Origin of the sequence: Pseudomonas flavescens, from assembly GCF_013408425.1 — a bacterium.
Lineage (GTDB): Bacteria > Pseudomonadota > Gammaproteobacteria > Pseudomonadales > Pseudomonadaceae > Aquipseudomonas > Aquipseudomonas fulva_A.
Genome location: NZ_JACBYV010000001.1, coordinates 4,294,502 through 4,312,118, shown reverse-complemented (window position 1 = coordinate 4,312,118; position 17,617 = coordinate 4,294,502). Strand labels below are relative to the sequence as shown.

General features: G+C 62.8%; 14 protein-coding genes. 7 read left to right on the top strand and 7 right to left on the bottom strand.

What is annotated here, in order from left to right; translation table 11 throughout:
* Positions 1-36: 36 nt before the first annotated feature.
* The 4 genes from FHR27_RS19340 to FHR27_RS19325 are packed head-to-tail and all read left to right on the top strand — an operon-like array spanning position 37 to position 3,641.
* Positions 37-1,947: an ATP-binding cassette domain-containing protein gene (locus FHR27_RS19340; protein ID WP_179539312.1), complete on the top strand. Its 1,911-nt coding sequence runs from the start codon at positions 37-39 to the stop codon at positions 1,945-1,947.
* Between the two features lie 50 nt (positions 1,948-1,997).
* The gene (locus FHR27_RS19335; protein WP_042553944.1) at positions 1,998-2,531 is read left to right on the top strand and encodes a mechanosensitive ion channel family protein; all 534 of its coding nucleotides are present in this window, start codon (positions 1,998-2,000) and stop codon (positions 2,529-2,531) included.
* A 25-nt stretch (positions 2,532-2,556) separates the two neighbouring features.
* Complete coding sequence (rhtB, locus tag FHR27_RS19330) at positions 2,557-3,186, top strand: homoserine/homoserine lactone efflux protein (protein ID WP_042553883.1); 630 nt, start codon at positions 2,557-2,559, stop codon at positions 3,184-3,186.
* Between the two features lie 2 nt (positions 3,187-3,188).
* A complete protein-coding gene (locus tag FHR27_RS19325; RefSeq protein WP_179539311.1) occupies positions 3,189-3,641 on the top strand; it encodes a YaiI/YqxD family protein in 453 nt (150 codons plus the stop codon).
* Positions 3,642-3,849: 208 nt separating this feature from the next.
* Here the strand turns inward: FHR27_RS19325 and elbB are convergent, their stop codons facing one another.
* Together elbB and FHR27_RS19315 are read right to left on the bottom strand one after the other, a co-directional pair.
* Positions 3,850-4,509, bottom strand: a complete 660-nt coding sequence (gene elbB, locus FHR27_RS19320; RefSeq protein WP_042553885.1) for an isoprenoid biosynthesis glyoxalase ElbB — start codon at positions 4,507-4,509, stop codon at positions 3,850-3,852.
* 148 nt (positions 4,510-4,657) lie between these two features.
* The gene (locus tag FHR27_RS19315) at positions 4,658-5,209 is read right to left on the bottom strand and encodes a DedA family protein (protein ID WP_179539310.1); all 552 of its coding nucleotides are present in this window, start codon (positions 5,207-5,209) and stop codon (positions 4,658-4,660) included.
* Positions 5,210-5,456: 247 nt separating this feature from the next.
* On the opposite strand from FHR27_RS19315, the gene hemB reads away from it, so the two are divergent.
* Both hemB and ppk1 read left to right on the top strand, forming a co-directional pair.
* Positions 5,457-6,470 (top strand): porphobilinogen synthase, encoded by a 1,014-nt coding sequence (gene hemB / locus FHR27_RS19310; protein ID WP_042553887.1) that lies wholly within the window; start codon positions 5,457-5,459, stop codon positions 6,468-6,470.
* Between the two features lie 18 nt (positions 6,471-6,488).
* Complete coding sequence (gene ppk1, locus FHR27_RS19305; protein ID WP_179539309.1) at positions 6,489-8,702, top strand: polyphosphate kinase 1; 2,214 nt, start codon at positions 6,489-6,491, stop codon at positions 8,700-8,702.
* A gap of 237 nt (positions 8,703-8,939) precedes the next feature.
* Here ppk1 and FHR27_RS19300 read toward each other — a convergent pair whose 3' ends face one another.
* The gene (locus FHR27_RS19300) at positions 8,940-10,742 is read right to left on the bottom strand and encodes an acyl-CoA dehydrogenase (RefSeq protein ID WP_179539308.1); all 1,803 of its coding nucleotides are present in this window, start codon (positions 10,740-10,742) and stop codon (positions 8,940-8,942) included.
* 171 nt (positions 10,743-10,913) lie between these two features.
* Here FHR27_RS19300 and FHR27_RS19295 point away from each other — a divergent pair, with 171 nt between their 5' ends.
* Complete coding sequence (locus tag FHR27_RS19295) at positions 10,914-11,756, top strand: 23S rRNA (adenine(2030)-N(6))-methyltransferase RlmJ (RefSeq protein WP_042553890.1); 843 nt, start codon at positions 10,914-10,916, stop codon at positions 11,754-11,756.
* Between the two features lie 12 nt (positions 11,757-11,768).
* On the opposite strand, the gene FHR27_RS19290 is transcribed toward FHR27_RS19295, so the two are convergent.
* The 4 genes from FHR27_RS19290 to FHR27_RS19275 form a co-directional block, all read right to left on the bottom strand.
* Positions 11,769-12,521, bottom strand: a complete 753-nt coding sequence (locus FHR27_RS19290; protein ID WP_179539307.1) for an alpha/beta fold hydrolase — start codon at positions 12,519-12,521, stop codon at positions 11,769-11,771.
* Positions 12,522-12,553: 32 nt separating this feature from the next.
* Positions 12,554-13,834 carry an HD-GYP domain-containing protein gene (locus FHR27_RS19285; RefSeq protein WP_257026951.1) on the bottom strand — a complete coding sequence of 427 codons (1,281 nt, stop codon included), beginning with the start codon at positions 13,832-13,834 and terminating at the stop codon, positions 12,554-12,556.
* 55 nt (positions 13,835-13,889) lie between these two features.
* Positions 13,890-14,537, bottom strand: coding sequence for a peptide-methionine (S)-S-oxide reductase MsrA (gene msrA / locus FHR27_RS19280; RefSeq protein WP_042553892.1), 648 nt, complete (start codon positions 14,535-14,537; stop codon positions 13,890-13,892).
* Positions 14,538-14,601: 64 nt separating this feature from the next.
* Positions 14,602-17,295 carry a sensor domain-containing phosphodiesterase gene (locus FHR27_RS19275; protein WP_179539306.1) on the bottom strand — a complete coding sequence of 898 codons (2,694 nt, stop codon included), beginning with the start codon at positions 17,293-17,295 and terminating at the stop codon, positions 14,602-14,604.
* Positions 17,296-17,617 lie beyond the last annotated feature (322 nt).

Below are 17,617 nucleotides of genomic sequence, written 5' to 3'. Positions count from 1 at the left end.
ATGCGGCGGGGGACTCTGATAGAATCCGCCGCCATTATGATCCGACTCCTGAACCTTACCTTACAGCGTGGCCCGCAGCGTCTGCTAGAAGACGCCGAGCTGACCCTGCACGCCGGCCACAAAGCCGGTCTGATCGGTGCCAATGGCGCCGGCAAATCCAGCCTGTTCGCCCTGCTGCGGGGCGAGTTGACCCCGGACGCCGGCGATTGCCTGTTGCCTGGCGACTGGCGCATCGCCCACATGCGCCAGGAGGTCGACAACCTCGAGCGCCTGGCTGTGGACTACGTGCTCGACGGCGACCACAACCTGCGCCGCGTGCAGGCTGAGCTGGCGACTGCTGAACAGCGCCAGGATGGCAGCGCCATCGCTCGCCTGCACAGTGAGCTGGACAGCGCCGACGGCTATACCGCCGACGCTCGCGCACGCAAGCTGCTGGCCGGTCTGGGCTTCGACAACGCGCAGATGGATCGCCGGGTCGGCGACTTCTCCGGTGGCTGGCGGATGCGCCTGAACCTGGCCCAGGCGCTGATGTGCCCATCCGATCTGCTGCTGCTCGACGAACCGACCAACCACCTGGATCTGGATGCCATTCTCTGGCTCGAAGGCTGGTTGCAGAGCTATCCCGGCACCTTGCTGCTGATCTCCCATGACCGGGATTTTCTCGATGCCGTGGTAGACCACGTCGCCCATGTCGATCAGCGCAAGCTGACCCTCTATCGCGGAGGCTACAGTGCCTTCGAGCGCACCCGCGCAGAGCGTCTGGCTCAACAGCAGCAAGCGTACGAGAAACAGCAAGCGCAGCGCGCGCACATGGAAAAGTACATCGCCCGCTTCAAGGCCCAGGCGACCAAGGCCCGCCAGGCGCAGAGCCGCATCAAGGCACTTGAGCGCATGGAGGAGCTGAGCGCCGCCCACGTCGACTCGCCCTTCGATTTCGTGTTTCGCGAGGCCGACAAGATTTCCACGCCGCTGCTCAGCCTCAGCGAAGGTCGCCTCGGTTATGGCGACAAGACCATTCTGCAACAGGTCAAGCTGAGCCTGGTGCCGGGTGCCCGCATTGGGCTGCTCGGCCCCAACGGTGCGGGCAAATCGACGCTGATCAAGAACCTCTCCGCTGAGCTGCAGCCGTTGAGTGGCAGCCTGCAGCGTGGCGAGAATCTGGTGATCGGCTACTTCGCCCAGCATCAGCTCGATGCGCTGGACGACAAGGCCAGCCCCTTGCTGCACCTGCAGCGCATCGCGCCGACCGAGCGCGAGCAGACGCTGCGCGATTTCCTGGGGGGCTTCGACTTCCGCGGGCCGCGCTGCGATGAGCCGGTGCTGAATTTCTCGGGTGGCGAAAAGGCCCGTCTGGCCCTGGCGCTGATCGCCTGGGGCAAACCCAACCTGCTGCTGCTCGATGAACCGACCAACCACCTGGATCTGGAGATGCGCCTGGCACTGACCATGGCGCTGCAGGAGTTCGCCGGTGCAGTGGTGGTGGTGTCTCACGATCGGCACCTGCTCAAGAGCACCACCGACGAGTTCCTGCTGGTCGCCGACGGCCGCGTGGCGCCGTTCGACGGTGATCTGGAAGATTACGCGCGTTGGCTGGTGGATTATCGTCAGCGGCAGGCCGCTCCGGCGGTCGCCACTTCGGCCGGCAGCGGCAACGACAAGCGGGGGCAGCGCCAGGCCGCGGCTGCCCTGCGTCAGCAGTTGGCACCGCACAAGAAAGCGGCGGACAAGCTCGAAGCCGAACTTGGCCAGGTGCAGGGCAAGCTTGCGGAACTGGAGGAGCGGCTGGGCGATAGCGGGATTTACGAGGCCGCCCGCAAGGACGAGTTGCGCCAGGCGCTGGCCGACCAGGCCGGGCTCAAGAGCCGTGAAGCCGAGCTGGAAGAGCAGTGGCTGGAAGCGCTGGAGACCCTGGAAACCCTGCAACAGGAACTGGAGGCAATAGGTTGAATTTCGACGTTATCGATCTGGCCTGGTTGACGGCCTGGAGTCAGCCGCTGATGCGCACCGGTCAGGTCATCCTGATTCTGGCGCTGGCCTGGCTGGCGCAGCGCATCCTTACCCGTGGCATCACCCGCCTGGGCCACCGCTATCCGCAACTGCCAGCGGAGTTGCTGGTGCCGTTGCGCGGCCTGACCCGCTGGCTGATCCTGGGCAGCGCCTTCATGCTGGTACTCGAGCGACTGGGAGTCTCGGCGCAGGTGTTGTGGGGCGCGCTGACCGGTTTCGTCGCGGTTGCCGCTATCGCTTTCTTCGCCATTTGGAGCGTATTGTCGAACCTGTTCTGCGCGCTGCTGATCTTCGCCCTCGGGCCGTTCCGTATCGGCGACTGCGTCGAGGTGCTGGAAAGCGCCGACAAGCCGGGCGTTCGGGGCCGGGTACTGGATATCAACCTGTTCTACACCACCCTGGAAGACCTGACCGGTGACGCGCCGGGCACCTGGGTGCAGATTCCCAACAGCCTGTTCTTCCAGAAAGCCGTCAGGCGCTGGCGCAACGGCGATGTACCGGCACCGCGCAAGATCGAACCCTGATCGTTACTAATACGAGGTCGTCATTATGGCTCTGGAAACCTGGCTCGCTTTTCTCGTTGCCTGCTGGCTGATCAGCCTGTCGCCGGGTGCTGGTGCCATCGCATCGATGTCCGCGGGGCTGCAGTACGGTTTCTGGCGCGGCTACTGGAACGCCCTGGGCCTGCAGCTTGGCCTGGCGCTGCAGATCGCCATCGTCGCAGCTGGCGTTGGGGCGATCCTGGCGACTTCGGCGCTGGCCTTCACCCTGATCAAATGGTTTGGCGTGGTGTACCTGTTGTACCTCGGCTGGTGCCAGTGGCGCGCACTGCCGGCTGATATGAACGTCAGCGGCGAACGCCCCATCGGTCGACCACTGAGCCTGGTGCTGCGCGGCTTTCTGGTTAATTTCGGCAACCCCAAGGCGATCATCTTCATGCTCGCCGTGCTGCCGCAGTTCATCAACCCCCATGCGCCGCTGACCGAGCAGTACCTGATCATTGGCGTGACCATGGTGACTGTCGACCTGATCGTCATGGCGGGTTATACCGGCCTGGCCGTGCGTGTTCTGCGCCTGCTGCGCACGCCGCGTCAGCAGCGCATCATGAACCGCAGCTTTGGTGCGCTGTTTGTGGGCGCCGCGGCGTTGCTGGCCACTGTGCGTCGCGCACCGGTCTGAGCATGCGTGTATGGATCGACGCCGACGCCTGCCCACGGCTGGCCCGCGATCAGGTGGTCAAGTTCGCCCTCAAGCGTAACTTCGAGGTCGTCATGGTCGCCGGACAAGCGCAGCCCAAACCGGCTTTCGCCTGTGTGCGTTTGATCGTCGTGCCGAGCGGGCCCGATGCGGCCGATGATTATCTGGTGGAGCACGCCGTACCCGGCGAGTTGGTGATCTGCAGCGATGTGCCGCTGGCCGATCGGCTGGTGAAGAAAGGCGTCTTGGCGCTGGATCCGCGGGGCAAGGAGTTCGACGAGCGCAATATGGGCGAGCGTCTGGCGGTGCGTAACCTGTTCACCGACCTGCGTGAGCAGGGGCAGGTCGGTGGTGGTCAGGCCGCCTATGGCGACAGAGATCGGCAGGCTTTCGCCAACGCGCTGGATCGTCTGCTGACGCGTCTTTCGCGCGGTTGAAGGGTTCCCTACTTGCTGACGAGCTAGCGAGCTAGAGCTCTGCAAGGGCTAGGCGCCCGCACAAGAACAGGCGAGGAAGCGGAGTGTGCTCTTGTACATGAGCATGACTCGCTTCGCTCGCCCCTTCGGGGCCGCACTGAAGTGCGTTAGCCGCAAGCGCCTTTTTGAGCCTGTTTCTAACGCCGCAGAGCCGCCGCGCAGCTGGTCGTCACTCGTGTGTCAGTTCAAGCACCCGATCCACCAGTTTGTTGATCCCCGACGCGGCCTGAGAGATCGAGTTGGCCAGCATGTAGGCCGGCGTGGTCACCAGCTTGCGCTGGGTATCCTCGACGATATCTTCGACGTTGCACTCGACATGCTCGGCGCCCATCTTGCTCAGGGCCGCTGCGGTATCGGCATCATGGCCGATGGTGCAGGTCACGCCAGCGCCGAAGATGCGCGCCGCCATTGCCGGAGCGATGCAGATCAGGCCGACGGGTTTGGATGCGCTGACGAACGACTGCGCAGCGGTCAGTACGTCGGCCTGCACGGTGCAGTCGGCGCCGGCGCTGGCGAAGTCGGAAAGATTCTTGGCGGCACCGAAGCCGCCCGGCAGGATCAGCGCATCGAAGTCGTCGGCGCGCAGTTCGCGTACGTCCTTGATGTTGCCGCGGGCGATACGTGCGGACTCCACCAGCACGTTACGCGCTGGCTGCATTTCTTCGCCGCTGAGGTGGTTGAGTACGTGTGCCTGATCGATGTCCGGCGCGAAGCACTGCACTTCGGCGCCGCGTTGGTCGAGGCGCAGCAGGGTGATCACGCTTTCGTGGATCTCCGAGCCGTCATAGACGCCACAACCGGAAAGAATCACTGCGACTTTCTTGTTCATCGACCAACTCCTGATGAGGTACGAGCCGAGCCCGGATCTTGCGTCCGGCGGTCTCGCTTGGGGTAACGTGTCTTCTGTTATGACTGGTCAGTCAGCCAATTGTTACAGGCTTTTGAACGCTTGTGAGGCCGACGTCAAGTACGGTGCATCAACCGCGGCGCTGTCTACGACGGTACAGCCAGATGCCCAGGCCGATGATCAGCAGACCCGCGAAGACGTACAACTGAACCTGATGCAGCTCACCAAGCAGGCCTTCGAGTGCACGGCCGAGTTTGTAGGCGAGGGTGCCGAGCACGATGGCCCAGATCGCTGCGCCGATGGCATCGAGAATTACGTAACGGCGACGCGGGTAGCCGGACAGGCCAATGGCCAGCGGCATCACCGTGCGCATGCCGTAAAAGAAGCGAAAGCCCAGCACCCAGAGGTCCGGGTGGCGACGCAGATACACCAGTGCCTTGTCGCTGAGCGCCTGCCACTGGGGGCGATTGTCGAGAATGCGGCGGCCGTGGCGACGCCCGAGGTGGAACCACAGCTGGTCACTGGCGTAGGTGCCGAGAAAGGCGAAGAACATCACCAGCTCGATGTCGAGGATGCCGCGCAACGCCAGGTAGGCAGCCAGCAACAACGACATTTCGCCCTCGAGAAAGGTACCCAGCGCCAGTGCCGGGTAACCGAAGTGCTGCAGCAGATTTTCCAGCATTAAAGGTGACCGTAGAGGAGAGGATTCAAGGCTACGCGGTTCGACACCGTAAAACAGCAATTGTCGAGAGACTGTGAAATGGCACCGTTGCGCTTGTACGTCGATTCCCGGGGCTTTTGCAGTATCCGATGTGCCTTATCGGCTGCGACGCGCCGTCGCAGTATTCGTTATTGCCGTCATCATTTGGTCATAATGGCAGCTTATAACTGTCACACTTCGCCTGCTCGAGCGGGCCCAGGAGTCTGCCGTGAGCTTTACCCCCGCCAACCGCCTGTTCCCAGCCACCCGCCTGCGTCGCAATCGTCGCGACGATTTTTCCCGGCGTCTGGTGCGTGAGAACGTGCTGACCACCAACGACCTGATTCTGCCGGTATTCGTACTGGACGGCGAGAATCTGCGCGAGGAGGTGGCCTCCATGCCGGGCGTCGAGCGGCTGTCCATCGATCTCCTGCTGCAGGAAGCGGAGAAATGGGTGGCATTGGGGATTCCGGCTGTAGCCCTGTTCCCGGTCACGCCGGCGGAAAAGAAAACCCTCGATGGCTGCGAAGCCTGGAACCCGGATGGCATCGCCCAGCGCGCCACCCGTGCGTTGCGTGCGCGCTTCCCCGAGCTCGGGGTGATCACCGATGTGGCCCTCGATCCGTTCACCACCCATGGTCAGGACGGTATTCTCGACGAACAAGGCTACGTGCAGAACGACATCACCGTCGATGCGCTGGTCAAGCAGGCGCTGTCCCACGCCGATGCCGGTGCTCAGGTGGTGGCGCCTTCGGACATGATGGACGGACGCATCCAGGCGATCCGCGAAGCGCTGGAGCTGGCCGATCACGTCAACGTACGGATCATGGCCTACTCTGCCAAATACGCCAGCGCCTACTACGGCCCGTTCCGCGATGCGGTAGGTTCTTCGCTGAACCTGGGCAAGGCCAACAAGGCTTCCTACCAGATGGACCCGGCCAACAGTGACGAGGCGCTGCACGAAGTCGCCGCCGACCTGGCCGAAGGCGCCGACATGGTGATGGTCAAGCCGGGCATGCCCTATCTGGACATCGTTTCTCGGGTCAAAAGCGAATTCAAGGTGCCGACCTTTGTCTATCAGGTCAGTGGCGAATATGCGATGCACATGGCTGCCATCCAGAACGGCTGGCTCAGCGAGGCGGTCATTCTCGAATCGCTGACCGCCTGCAAACGAGCGGGTGCCGATGGCATCCTCACTTATTTCGCCGTGCGTGCGGCCGAACTCATACGACAGGGGCAATAGCCTCTCCAGGGTAATTCAATGAGCAACGAAGGACTCAGTGAGAACGAACAGCTCGATGTACCGGCAATCAGCCTGCCGGTGATCGACGAAGCGCCGGTGGAAGCGATAGTGGAAACGCCCGTAGTCGAAACCACGGCGGTCGCCGTGCCAGTGCCCAGCCTGGATGACAGCAGCCTGTACATCCATCGTGAGCTGTCGCAGCTGCAGTTCAACATCCGCGTGCTGGAACAGGCGCTGGACGAGTCCTACCCGCTGCTCGAACGCCTGAAGTTCCTGCTGATCTTCTCCAGCAACCTCGACGAGTTCTTCGAAATCCGTGTTGCCGGGCTGAAGAAGCAGATCAATTTTGCCCGTGAACAGGCCGGTGCCGATGGCTTGCAGCCTCATCAGGCGCTGTCGCGTATTGCCGAACTGGTCCACGAGCAGGTCGGCCGTCAGTACGCCATCCTCAACGATGTGCTGTTTCCGGCGCTGGCCAAGCACGGCATCAACTTCATCCGCCGCCGCTACTGGACGACCAAGCACAAGGCGTGGGTACGCCGCTATTTCCGCGACGAGATCGCGCCGATCATCACGCCGATCGGTCTCGACCCGACTCACCCGTTCCCACTGCTGGTCAACAAGAGCCTGAACTTCATCGTCGAGCTGGAAGGTGTCGATGCGTTCGGTCGCGACTCCGGTCTGGCGGTCATCCCGGCGCCACGCCTGCTGCCACGCATCATCAAGGTGCCGGAAGATGTCGGCGGCCCAGGCGCCAACTACGTGTTCCTGTCGTCGATGATCCACGCCCACGCCGACGACCTGTTCCCCGGCATGAAGGTCAAGGGTTGCTACCAGTTCCGCCTGACCCGTAACGCCGACCTGTCGGTGGATACCGAGGATGTGGAAGACCTGGCGCGTGCCCTGCGCGGCGAGCTGTTCAGCCGCCGCTACGGTGATGCGGTGCGCCTGGAGGTGGTCGACAGCTGCCCGAAACACCTCACCGACCAGTTGCTCAAGCAGTTCGGCCTGTCGGAGCACGAGCTTTACCAGGTCAACGGCCCGGTCAACCTGACCCGTCTGTTCAGCATCACCGGTCTGGAAAGCCATCAGGATCTGCAGTACGCGCCGTTCACTCCGGTGATCCCCAAGCTGCTGCAGAACAGCGAGAACATCTTCAGCGTGGTCAGCAAGCAGGACATCCTCCTGCTGCATCCCTTCGAGTCCTTCACCCCGGTGGTGGACCTGTTGCGCCAGGCGGCCAAGGATCCCCACGTACTGGCGATCAAGCAGACCTTGTACCGTTCCGGGGCCAACTCGGAAATCGTCGATGCGCTGGTGGAAGCCGCGCGCAACGGCAAGGAAGTCACCGCGGTCATCGAGCTGCGCGCGCGCTTCGACGAGGAGTCCAACCTGGCGTTGGCCAGCCGCCTGCAGGCTGCCGGCGCGGTGGTGATCTACGGTGTGGTGGGCTTCAAGACCCACGCCAAGATGATGCTCATCCTGCGTCGTGAGAACGGCGAGATCGTCCGTTACGCACACCTGGGTACCGGCAACTACCACGCCGGCAACGCCCGCCTGTACACCGACTACAGCCTGCTCACCGCCGACGTGGCGCTGGGCGAGGACGTATCGAAGATGTTCAGCCAGCTGATCGGCATGGGCAAGACCCTGCGCATGAAGAAGCTCCTGCATGCGCCCTTCACCCTGAAGAAGACCCTGCTCGACATGATCACCAGGGAAACTCAGCTGGCCAGCGAGGGCAAGCCGGCGCACATCATCGCCAAGTTCAACTCGCTGACCGATGCGAAGATCATTCGCGCGCTGTACAAGGCCAGCCAGACCGGCGTGCGAATCGACCTGGTGGTGCGTGGCATGTGCTGCCTGCGTCCGGGCGTGCCCGGGGTGTCGCACAACATTCACGTGCGCTCGATCATCGGTCGCTTCCTGGAACACACCCGGGTGTTCTATTTCCTCAATGGCGGCGAAGAGAAGATCTACCTCTCCAGCGCCGACTGGATGGAACGCAACCTCGACAAGCGTGTGGAGACCTGTTTCCCCGTCGAAGGGAAGAAGCTCATCACCCGGGTCAAGAAGGAGCTGGAAGCCTATCTCACCGACAACACCCATGCCTGGGTGCTGCAGCCTGACGGCCGCTACCTGCGCCTGTCGCCAACCGGCAACCAGAACTCGCGCAGCGCACAGGCCAGCCTGCTGGAAAAACTCAGCGCACCGCTGATTACCGCGCGTTGATTGAGTGAATAAAAAGCAACGGGCCCATTGGGCCCGTTTCTCGTTGTGGATAACTCAACCCCACGGCTTGCGTGATCACCGCAGATCAAGCTTGGTCGTCCCTGCAGGCCCCAGTGTCGTAGGGCGGGTTAGCGGCGCCATGGCCGCGTGCTCCAGGCGCCGCCATCTCGGCGCGTCGCGTAACCCACCAAGCGGTGTCAGATATCGCGCGAGGGAGGGTTACTCGATCGCCGTCGCTCAAAACCACGCCTCGTTCATTGCCAGGCAGGTGTCGTCACGTTGCTCCAGCAGGTCCAGGTCGTGATGGCAGCCCGGCACCTCGCGTAGCAGGAAGTAGCGGGCTGCCTGCAGTTTGCCGCTATAGAAGTCGGCGTCGGCCGCATTGCCAGCGAGGCGCCCCTGCTCGGCGTGAACGGCCTGCTCCAGCCAGCGCCAGCCGATCACCAGATGGCCGAACACCTTCAGGTACAGCGCCGAGTCCGCCAGGGTGCCGTTCACGCGGCCCTGCTGGAGGTCGCCGAGCAGGCCGAGAGTTACCTGGGACAAGCGTGCCAGCAGCTTTTCCAGCGGCTGACGCAGGGCGTCCAGTTCGATGAAGGGCTCGGCACGCTGACAGGTTGCGATGATCTGCTGGCTCAATGCCTTGAGTGCCGCGCCGCCGTGCTGGCCAACCTTGCGCCCCAGCAGGTCCAGGGACTGGATGCCGTGGGTGCCTTCATGGATCGGATTGAGGCGGTTGTCGCGGTAGTACTGTTCCACCGGATGATCCCGGGTATAGCCGTGGCCGCCGAGGATCTGGATTGCCAGGGCGTTGGCCTGCAGGCAATGCTCGGACGGCCAGGACTTGGCCACCGGAGTCAGCAGGTCGAGCAGTTGCCCGGCTTGCTCACGTTGTGCCGCGTCCTCCAGTGTCTGGCTATCGTCGAACAGGCGAGCGCAGTACAGCGCGAGATCGAAAGCGCCTTCCACGTAGGCCTTCTGGGTCAGCAGCATGCGGCGCACATCGGCGTGCTCGATGATCGCCACCTGAGCGCTAGCCGGGCTCTTGCCGTCGGGCAAGCGGCCCTGGGTGCGTTGGCGTGCGTATTCCAGCGAGTACAGATAGCCGGCGTAACCGAGCATCACCGCGCCCATGCCCACGCCAATGCGGGCTTCGTTCATCATCTGGAACATGTAGGACAGGCCGGCATGGGGTTTGCCCACCAGATAGCCGACACAATTGCCCTGATCGCCGAAGTTCAGCGCCGTGGAGGTGGTGCCTCGCCAGCCCATCTTGTGGAACAGCCCTGCCAGGACCACGTCGTTGCGCGGGCTCAGGCTGCCGTCTTCGCCGATCAGGAACTTCGGCACGATGAACAGCGAAATGCCCTTCACGCCTGCCGGTGCGTCGGGCAGGCGGGCCAGCACCAGATGGATGATGTTCTCGCTCAGGCCATGATCGCCCCCGGAGATGAAGATCTTGTTGCCCTTGAGCCGGTAGCTGCCATCGGCCACCGGTTCAGCGCGCGTGCGGATATCGGCGAGGGATGAGCCTGCGTGGGGTTCGGTCAGGGCCATGGTGCCAAAGAAGCGGCCTTCGATCATCGGCTGCAGGAAGCGGCGCTTCTGCAGCTCGTCGCCGAAGGCTTCGATCAGGTTGGCGGCAGCCATGGTCAGCAGCGGGTAGGACGCCGTGGCGATGTTGGCCGCCTGGAAATGCGCGAAACAGGCCTGGGACAGCAGGTTCGGCAACTGCATGCCGCCTGCCTCGAAGTCTCTGGTCGCGTTGAGGAAGCCGGCGTCGACAAAGGCCTGCAACGCTGGCTTGACCTCGTCGATCAACTGCGCAGCGCCGTCGACATACTGCGGCTCGTGCTCGTCGCCCTTGCGGTTGTGCGTGGCGAACAACTCCTCGGCGATGCTGCGCGCGGTGTCCAGCGCGGCCTCGAAGGTTTCCCGGCTGTGCTCGCTGAATCGCGGGCGGCTGGTGAGCGCCTCGGCATTCAGTACTTCGTAGAGTTCGAACGCCAGGTTGCGGGCGCTGAGCAAGGTCTCGGGCATGATGGCTCTCCGGTTGAATGCAGCCAGTCTAGGGGGCTGCACGTGACCCGCCAGCATCATCGACCGCCGTGATGGCGCAGAACAAGCCGGACACTGTCGGGCCAATCCATTGCAGGCGCTGCAGCGCACGCGCAGGACGGCTACAATTCGCCTCCTGCTCAGGAGCCGACGATGAATTACCGCCACGCCTTCCATGCCGGCAACCACGCCGATGTGCTGAAACACTTGGTGCTCTGCCGCCTGTTCGCCCTGTTGGCGCGCAAGGAGGCCCCTTACGCGTATCTGGACAGTCATGCCGGTGTTGGCCTGTACGACCTGACCGGCGACCAGGCCAGCCGCACCGGTGAGTGGCGCGAGGGGGTAGGCCGGCTGTGGGACGCCACGGATATACCGGAGCCGTTGCTCGATTACCTGGAAGTGATCCGCGCGATGAATCCCGATGGCGTGCTGCGCCATTACCCGGGCTCGCCCGAGCTGGCGCGCCTGCAGACCCGCGAGCAGGATCGCCTGCACCTCAACGAGAAACACCCGGAGGACGGGCAGTTGCTCAAGGAAAACATGGCCGGTGATCGGCGTGTGGCCGTGCACCTGGGGGAGGGCTGGCACCTGCCGCGCGCCCTGTTGCCAACGCGTGAGAAGCGGGCGGTCATGCTGATCGATCCGCCGTTCGAGAAGGCCGACGAGCTGGAACGCTGCGTCACCTCCCTCAACGAGGCCATCGGGCGCATGCGCCAGACCATCGTGGCGATCTGGTACCCGATCAAGGATGAGCGTCAGCTCAAGCGCTTCTACCGCGACATGGAAAAGAGCGCGGCGCCGAAGCTGCTGCGGGCCGAGCTGTTCGTGCACCCCGCCGATGACGCGCAGCGCCTTAACGGCTCCGGCCTGCTGATCAGCAATCCACCATGGGGCCTGGAGGACGAGTTGCGTGAGCTGCTGCCCTGGCTGGCCGAGCGCCTGGCGCAGAGCAAGGGAAGCTGGCGCCTGGACTGGCTGATCGCTGAACAGGGCTGACAGCGCTGCTGTTCATCGATCGCCGCTTCGTTCTTGGCTGCTCGTGAGCGCATCCACGAACCGCGCCGGATCTTCCACCATCATCAGGTGCCCACCGGGCACACAGGTAAAGCTGGCTGCCTTTTCCAGCGCCCACTGTGGAACGTTCCAGCCATCCCTCGAGCGTTCACCGGCGATCAGGTGAACGGGGACCTGTCCTGCGAATATTTTCCTGACTGCATCCAGGTAATCGGCGTGGCCGGTGACTGCAACGACCGAGCGTGCAGTGGCCTGGATGGTCGATGCCGGTTGGTTGCCCAGGAAACTCGATGCGGTGGCGCGATGGCTCGCAGAGGCCGCTATCCCCGACTTGGCCAACCAGCCATCCGGGTTTTCCCTGAGCTGCGCGAGCATCGTGTCGGCCTCATGGGCCGTCATCCGGGCCACGCTGGCTGACCAGAAGGCATCGGCCAGCGAGAAGTTTCCTTCGACATTATGAATCGACGCTACGCTTGTCGGATGAGCCGTGGCGAACAGCATCGCGATCGCGCCTCCAACGGAGTGACCGACCAGATGAACGCGCTCGATATCCCTTTCCGCGAGCCACCGTGCGAGGTGTTCCACCTGCCCGGGTAGCGTGATGGCGCAGGGATCCACATGCTGCATGGCGCCGTAGCCGAGCAGATCCGGCGCATGTGCCTGCATGCCCCGTGAGTGAAATACCGGTGCCAGGTCACGCAGGCTGCCGATCAGACCATGGACGAGAAGGTAAGGGTGTTCGGACATCTAGGCACATCCATGGATGAGTAGTCTTTTATCTACCTTCGCCGTGGATCGACGTAGTAGCTCAGTTGCTGGCGCGGATTCAGGTATTCGAGGGCTTCCGGTGGAAGCTGCGAGGCGCGTACGCTGGCGGCGATGGTCAGTGACGGCTCTGCTTCCAGATTGACGATCAGGGCCTCTTCCTTGGGAATCTGGGGGTCGTAGACGATCAGCGTCGGCTTCATCGGCAGGGTCGGGTGCATGCCCAGCACCAGGGCGTAACGCTCGTCTTCCAGCTGCACCAGGCTGCCTGGCGGGTAGACGCCCATGCAACGGATGAAGGCCTTCAGTGCGACCTCGTCGAAATGTACTCGCTGTTGTGGCAAGTACATGCGCGCCAGCGCCTCATGGGGGCTGAGTGCGGTGCGCGGATCGAGCGGGTTGCACAGGTTGTCGAAGTGGTTGGCGATGCACACGATGCGGCTCAGGCGGCCTATCGACGCCTCGCGCAGTTGCTGTGGATAGCCGCTGCCGTCGCAGTATTCGTGGTGCTCGTGGATGATGCGCAGCACGTCGTCATCGAGCATCAGCTTCTCGCCCATGCGGCGCCCGAATACGGTGTGCATTTCCCGCAATTGCTGTTCGGCACGGGTCAGGGGTGGTGGTTTGAGCAACACCTTGCTGGGTATTTCCAGCTTGCCTATGTCATGCAGCAGGGCGCCCATGCCGAGCATATGGCTGGCCTCGCTATCCAGGCCCAGTTGACGGCCCAGCATCATCGACAGCACGGTGACGTTCAGCGAGTGTACGTAGGCGTCTTCGGCTGCCTTGCCGGTGATGCTGTGCAGCGCGACGCCGTCTTCGCCAAGCATGGTCTCGACCAGCTCGTTGACCAGCGCCCCGGCCTGTTTGACCGATTCTTCCGGCTGGTTGCGCAGGCTCTGGTTGAGCGTCTTGACCCGCTGGCTGGCCTGGGTGAACGCCCGGTCGACCTCGGACAGTCTCTTGCGCAGCACGCTGAGTGTCTTGACCCGCACCTGGCGGGCCTGCTCCTGCGGATCGGGCGGTGCCAGCGGCGCCTGTTCTACAACCTTGGCCGGCAATGCCAGTGGCCCACAGTCGCTGCGCGCGGGGTCGTAGCGCAGGCGCTTGAGACCCAGTGCACGCAGTTGCTTGAGCTGACTTTCGTCCTTGATCTTGAAATTACTGAAGGCGAACGAATGTTCCCACCAGCTCAGATCGAGTTGGACATAAAGCCCGACGCAAAGCTGGTCGGGCGAAATGTACTGATTGGTATCCGGCATTCCGTGCTTGATCTGATAGTGGCTGTTCGACAAGTCTAGCGGCCTGTGCGCATTCTGGCAGACAGTCGCATGTGGCTATTTCGCTATTTCAGGCTGGCAGGCACACGCCGGTTCCGCCCAGGCCGCAATAACCCTCCGGGTTTTTCGCCAGATATTGCTGGTGGTAGGCCTCTGCGTAATAAAACGTCGGCGCCAGGGTGATCTCGGTGGTGATCTCACCAAAGCCGGATTTCTCCAATTCGCTCTGGAACTGCGCCTGGCTGCGGCGTGCGGCCTCGAGCTGCTGCTCGTCGGTACAGTAGATGGTCGAGCGATACTGGCTGCCGATGTCGTTGCCCTGACGCATGCCCTGGGTTGGGTTATGCACTTCCCAGAACACCTTGAGCAGTTCTTCGTAGCTGGTCTGCTGAGGGTCGAATACCACCAGCACCACTTCGGCATGGCCGGTCAGGCCCGAGCAGGTTTCTTCATAAGTGGGGTTGGGGGTATGACCGCCAGCGTAGCCCACCGCGGTGGTCCATACACCGGGCTGCTGCCAGAAGCGCCGCTCGGCACCCCAGAAGCATCCCAGGCCGAACACGGCGGTCTGCAGGCCGGCCGGGAACGGCCCCTGCAGCGGGTTGCCATTCACGTAATGGGCCTCAGGCACCGAGATCGCGGTTTCGCGGCCGGGCAACGCCTGCTCGGCGCTGGGCAGTTCGAGTTTATGGGCGAGAATTTGCGAGCGTAAGACCATGAGCCATGTTCTCCGAGTCGTTGTTTGGGGTAGACCGCGGCAGCTGACAGACGTTAGGTGCCGTTCAGCGAGTAGGGCGCCGCGGATAGCGCTTGAGGCTTTCTACCAGATCGCGGCCCGCAATGGGACGGTCGAACAGGTAGCCCTGGCCGATATCGCAGTGCTGACGGCGCAGGAAGTTCAGCTGGGCCGGGGTTTCGATGCCCTCGGCGACCACCTTGAGCTTGAGGTTGTGGGCCATGGCGATCACCGCGGAGGTGATTTCCATGTCGTCCTGGTTCTCGGGAATATCCTTGATGAAGCTGCGGTCGATCTTGATCACATCGATCGGGAATTTCTTCAGGTAGCTGAGCGACGAGTAACCGGTGCCGAAGTCGTCCATGGCCAGGGTCAGGCCCAGTTGCTTGAGGCGGCTGAGCTGGCTGCGCGTGTCTTCGGTGGCCTCCAGCAGCAACCCTTCGGTGAGCTCAAGCTCGAGCATCTCCGGCGGCAGCTGTTCCTCTTCGAGGATGGCGGCGATCGAGCCGACCAGGTCCGGGTCACTGAACTGCTTGGGCGACAGGTTGATCGCCACCTGCAGGTTGCCCAGCCCGACTGCGGTGAGCTGTTTGCTCATGCGGCAGGCCTGCCGTACCACCCACTTGCCGATCGGGACGATCAGGCCGGTTTCTTCGGCCACGCTGATGAACTGATCCGGGCGAATCATGCCTTTTTCGGGGTGCTGCCAGCGTAGCAACGCTTCCATGCCCAGTAACTGCCCGGTCTTCAGGCAGAGCTTGGGCTGGTAGAACACCTCCAGCTCGTTCTGCGTCAGGGCACGGCGCAGGTTGTTTTCCACGAACAGCTTGTAGTTGGCTTCGGCATTGAGAACGTCGGTGAACACCTGCAACTGATGCTTGCCGTTGGCCTTGGCCTTGTGCAGCGCAAGACCCGCGTGCTTCATCAGGGTTTGCGGGTCTTCGCCATGTTCGGGTGAACAGGCCAGGCCTACCGAGCCGGTAACGTTGATCAGCTGGTTGTCGACGAACAGGGGTTTGTCGAGGGTTTCCAGCACCTGCTGGGCAATCAGCTGGCCGCGCTCGCTCTGGCAGTTGTCGAGCAGAATGGCGAACTCGTTGCTGGCGAAGCGCGCCAGGGTGCCTTCGGTGCCAAAACTGTTGCGCAGGCGCTTGGCCAGACTCACCAGCAGCTTGTCGCCGGTCTGGTGGCCGAGGGTATCGTTGATACGTTTGAAGTTGTCGATGTCGACCAGCAGCAGGCTGACCGGTGCGCTGCCGCTGCTGGTGAAGCGTCTTTCCAGGGCGCGGATGAAGGCGTAGCGGTTGCCCAGCCCTGTCAGGTTGTCGCTGTAGGCCAGGCGTTCGATGCGCTGCTGGGACTGCTTGGTTTCGGTGATGTCTTCGTAAATGCCGATGTAGTGGGTCAGGGTGCCGTCGTCGGCATGTACCTTGGAGATCGAGAACTGGCCCCAATAGGGCTCGAGGTTCTTGCGCCGGCTCTTGAACTCGCCCTGCCAGCTGTTCTGTTCGGCCAGGCCGGATGTGCTGTCGAACAGCAGGTCGCTGAGGTTCTCCAGGGCCGGCAGTTCGGCGAGTTGACGGCCCTGCACCTCGTCGGCGCTGTACTGGGTGATCGCGGTGAAGCTGGGGTTGACGTACTCCACCATGCCATCGCGATTGAGCAGGATGAAAGCGCTGGCACTCTGCTCGACGGCGCGCTGGAACAGGTACAGGGCACTGGTGGCGTTGCGCCGCTCCTGATTGCTCAGCACGTTGGCGTATTGATCCGCCAGCTCGCTCGCGAAGGTGACTTCGTCCGCTTGCCAGATGCGTGGCCCACCGGTGTGTTCCAGGCAAAGCACGGCGACCAGCTCGCCGCCAACGCGGATGCTGGCATCGAGCAGGGCGGTGATCGCCTCGGGGCGCAGGTAGTCGTCACGTAGCTCGCAGGTGCGTGGGTCGTTCTCGGCGTCATGGGCGCTCAGCGAGCGGCTTTCCTTGAGCGCACGGAGGTAGCTGGGGTAGCGACGGCCGTCGATCGACAGGGGGATTTCATAGTTGTCCTGATCGGCCAGGCACAGGGCAACGGGGTCGAGTGTGTCGCCGTTGATGTGCCAGATACCTGCTCGGGCCACGCCGTAGATCTCACAGGCGCTACGGGTGATCAGTTCGGCTGCTTCGCGTGTCGGGTCGCTGCTCTGATAGCGCTGGCTGGCCAGGCGTACGATGAGTTGTTGCTGGGCCAGGGAGCGCAATTGATGTTGCTGCAGCTCGGCCTGGCTGCGCTGGAACTGGTCCAGCGTGTCCAACCCCAGGGCGGGCGCGGGTGGCTCGGGTGTCGGCAGGCTGGAGTTATCCGCAGTAGCGTCTTCGATCACCATCAGGTAACCACGCAGCAGGTGCCGTCCGCGTTGCCTGAAGGGCTCGCCAAGCTCCATCAGCTTCAAGGGGCCGCGAGGCGTGTGCAGGGTGTAGTGCACCAGATAGTGGCTGCTTTCGGACAGCTGTAGCTGGATGGCATCGTGCAGCCGGTAGCGCGTTTCCGGCTCCATCAGGCTGGCGTAGGGCGTTTCGACCAGGGTACAGAGATCACCGGCGGGGATGCCGAACTGCTTTTCACAGGATGCATCGAGAAACAGCAGCAACCAGTTCGCCTCGTTCATCCGCTCGAAACGCATCATGCCGAGCCGAGAAGGCACGGGTAGCTGCGTCACGACCTCGGCCGCTGCACGGCTCGCGGCATCGGGATGGCTTTTCATCGAATGGCTGTATCCATCTGCTGGCGTAGGCAAACGCCCGGCATTTTCACTATAGCGCTAACAAGGGGTGTTGCCGTATCTCCCTGGCCGCCGTGAGGCGGTAATGACGCCTAGGTTGCACCATGGTTTGACGGCTGACAAGAAATCTAATGGCATTGTGACGTCTTTCTTTTAACTGGCTGATTTGGAAAGAATAATTATTTCAATTTGAGGTCTTTCCGGGCCTCGCGAGTGCCTGTGAAAGCGGCGCGCATCGTAACGGCGGGCAAAAAAAACCCCGCCTGATCGGGCGGGGTCGAGGTTACGAGCGTGGCGCTCGAAA

What these genes read in the sequence shown, in the direction of transcription:
- FHR27_RS19340 (WP_179539312.1), top strand. Translation starts at nt 37, where the DNA reads ATGATCCGACTCCTGAACCTTACCTTACAGCGTGGCCCGCAGCGTCTG.
- FHR27_RS19335 (WP_042553944.1), top strand. Translation starts at nt 1,998, where the DNA reads ATGCGCACCGGTCAGGTCATCCTGATTCTGGCGCTGGCCTGGCTGGCG.
- rhtB (WP_042553883.1), top strand. Translation starts at nt 2,557, where the DNA reads ATGGCTCTGGAAACCTGGCTCGCTTTTCTCGTTGCCTGCTGGCTGATC.
- FHR27_RS19325 (WP_179539311.1), top strand. Translation starts at nt 3,189, where the DNA reads ATGCGTGTATGGATCGACGCCGACGCCTGCCCACGGCTGGCCCGCGAT.
- elbB (WP_042553885.1), bottom strand. Translation starts at nt 4,509, where the DNA reads ATGAACAAGAAAGTCGCAGTGATTCTTTCCGGTTGTGGCGTCTATGAC.
- FHR27_RS19315 (WP_179539310.1), bottom strand. Translation starts at nt 5,209, where the DNA reads ATGCTGGAAAATCTGCTGCAGCACTTCGGTTACCCGGCACTGGCGCTG.
- ppk1 (WP_179539309.1), top strand. Translation starts at nt 6,489, where the DNA reads ATGAGCAACGAAGGACTCAGTGAGAACGAACAGCTCGATGTACCGGCA.
- FHR27_RS19300 (WP_179539308.1), bottom strand. Translation starts at nt 10,742, where the DNA reads ATGCCCGAGACCTTGCTCAGCGCCCGCAACCTGGCGTTCGAACTCTAC.
- FHR27_RS19295 (WP_042553890.1), top strand. Translation starts at nt 10,914, where the DNA reads ATGAATTACCGCCACGCCTTCCATGCCGGCAACCACGCCGATGTGCTG.
- FHR27_RS19290 (WP_179539307.1), bottom strand. Translation starts at nt 12,521, where the DNA reads ATGTCCGAACACCCTTACCTTCTCGTCCATGGTCTGATCGGCAGCCTG.
- msrA (WP_042553892.1), bottom strand. Translation starts at nt 14,537, where the DNA reads ATGGTCTTACGCTCGCAAATTCTCGCCCATAAACTCGAACTGCCCAGC.
- FHR27_RS19275 (WP_179539306.1), bottom strand. Translation starts at nt 17,295, where the DNA reads ATGAAAAGCCATCCCGATGCCGCGAGCCGTGCAGCGGCCGAGGTCGTG.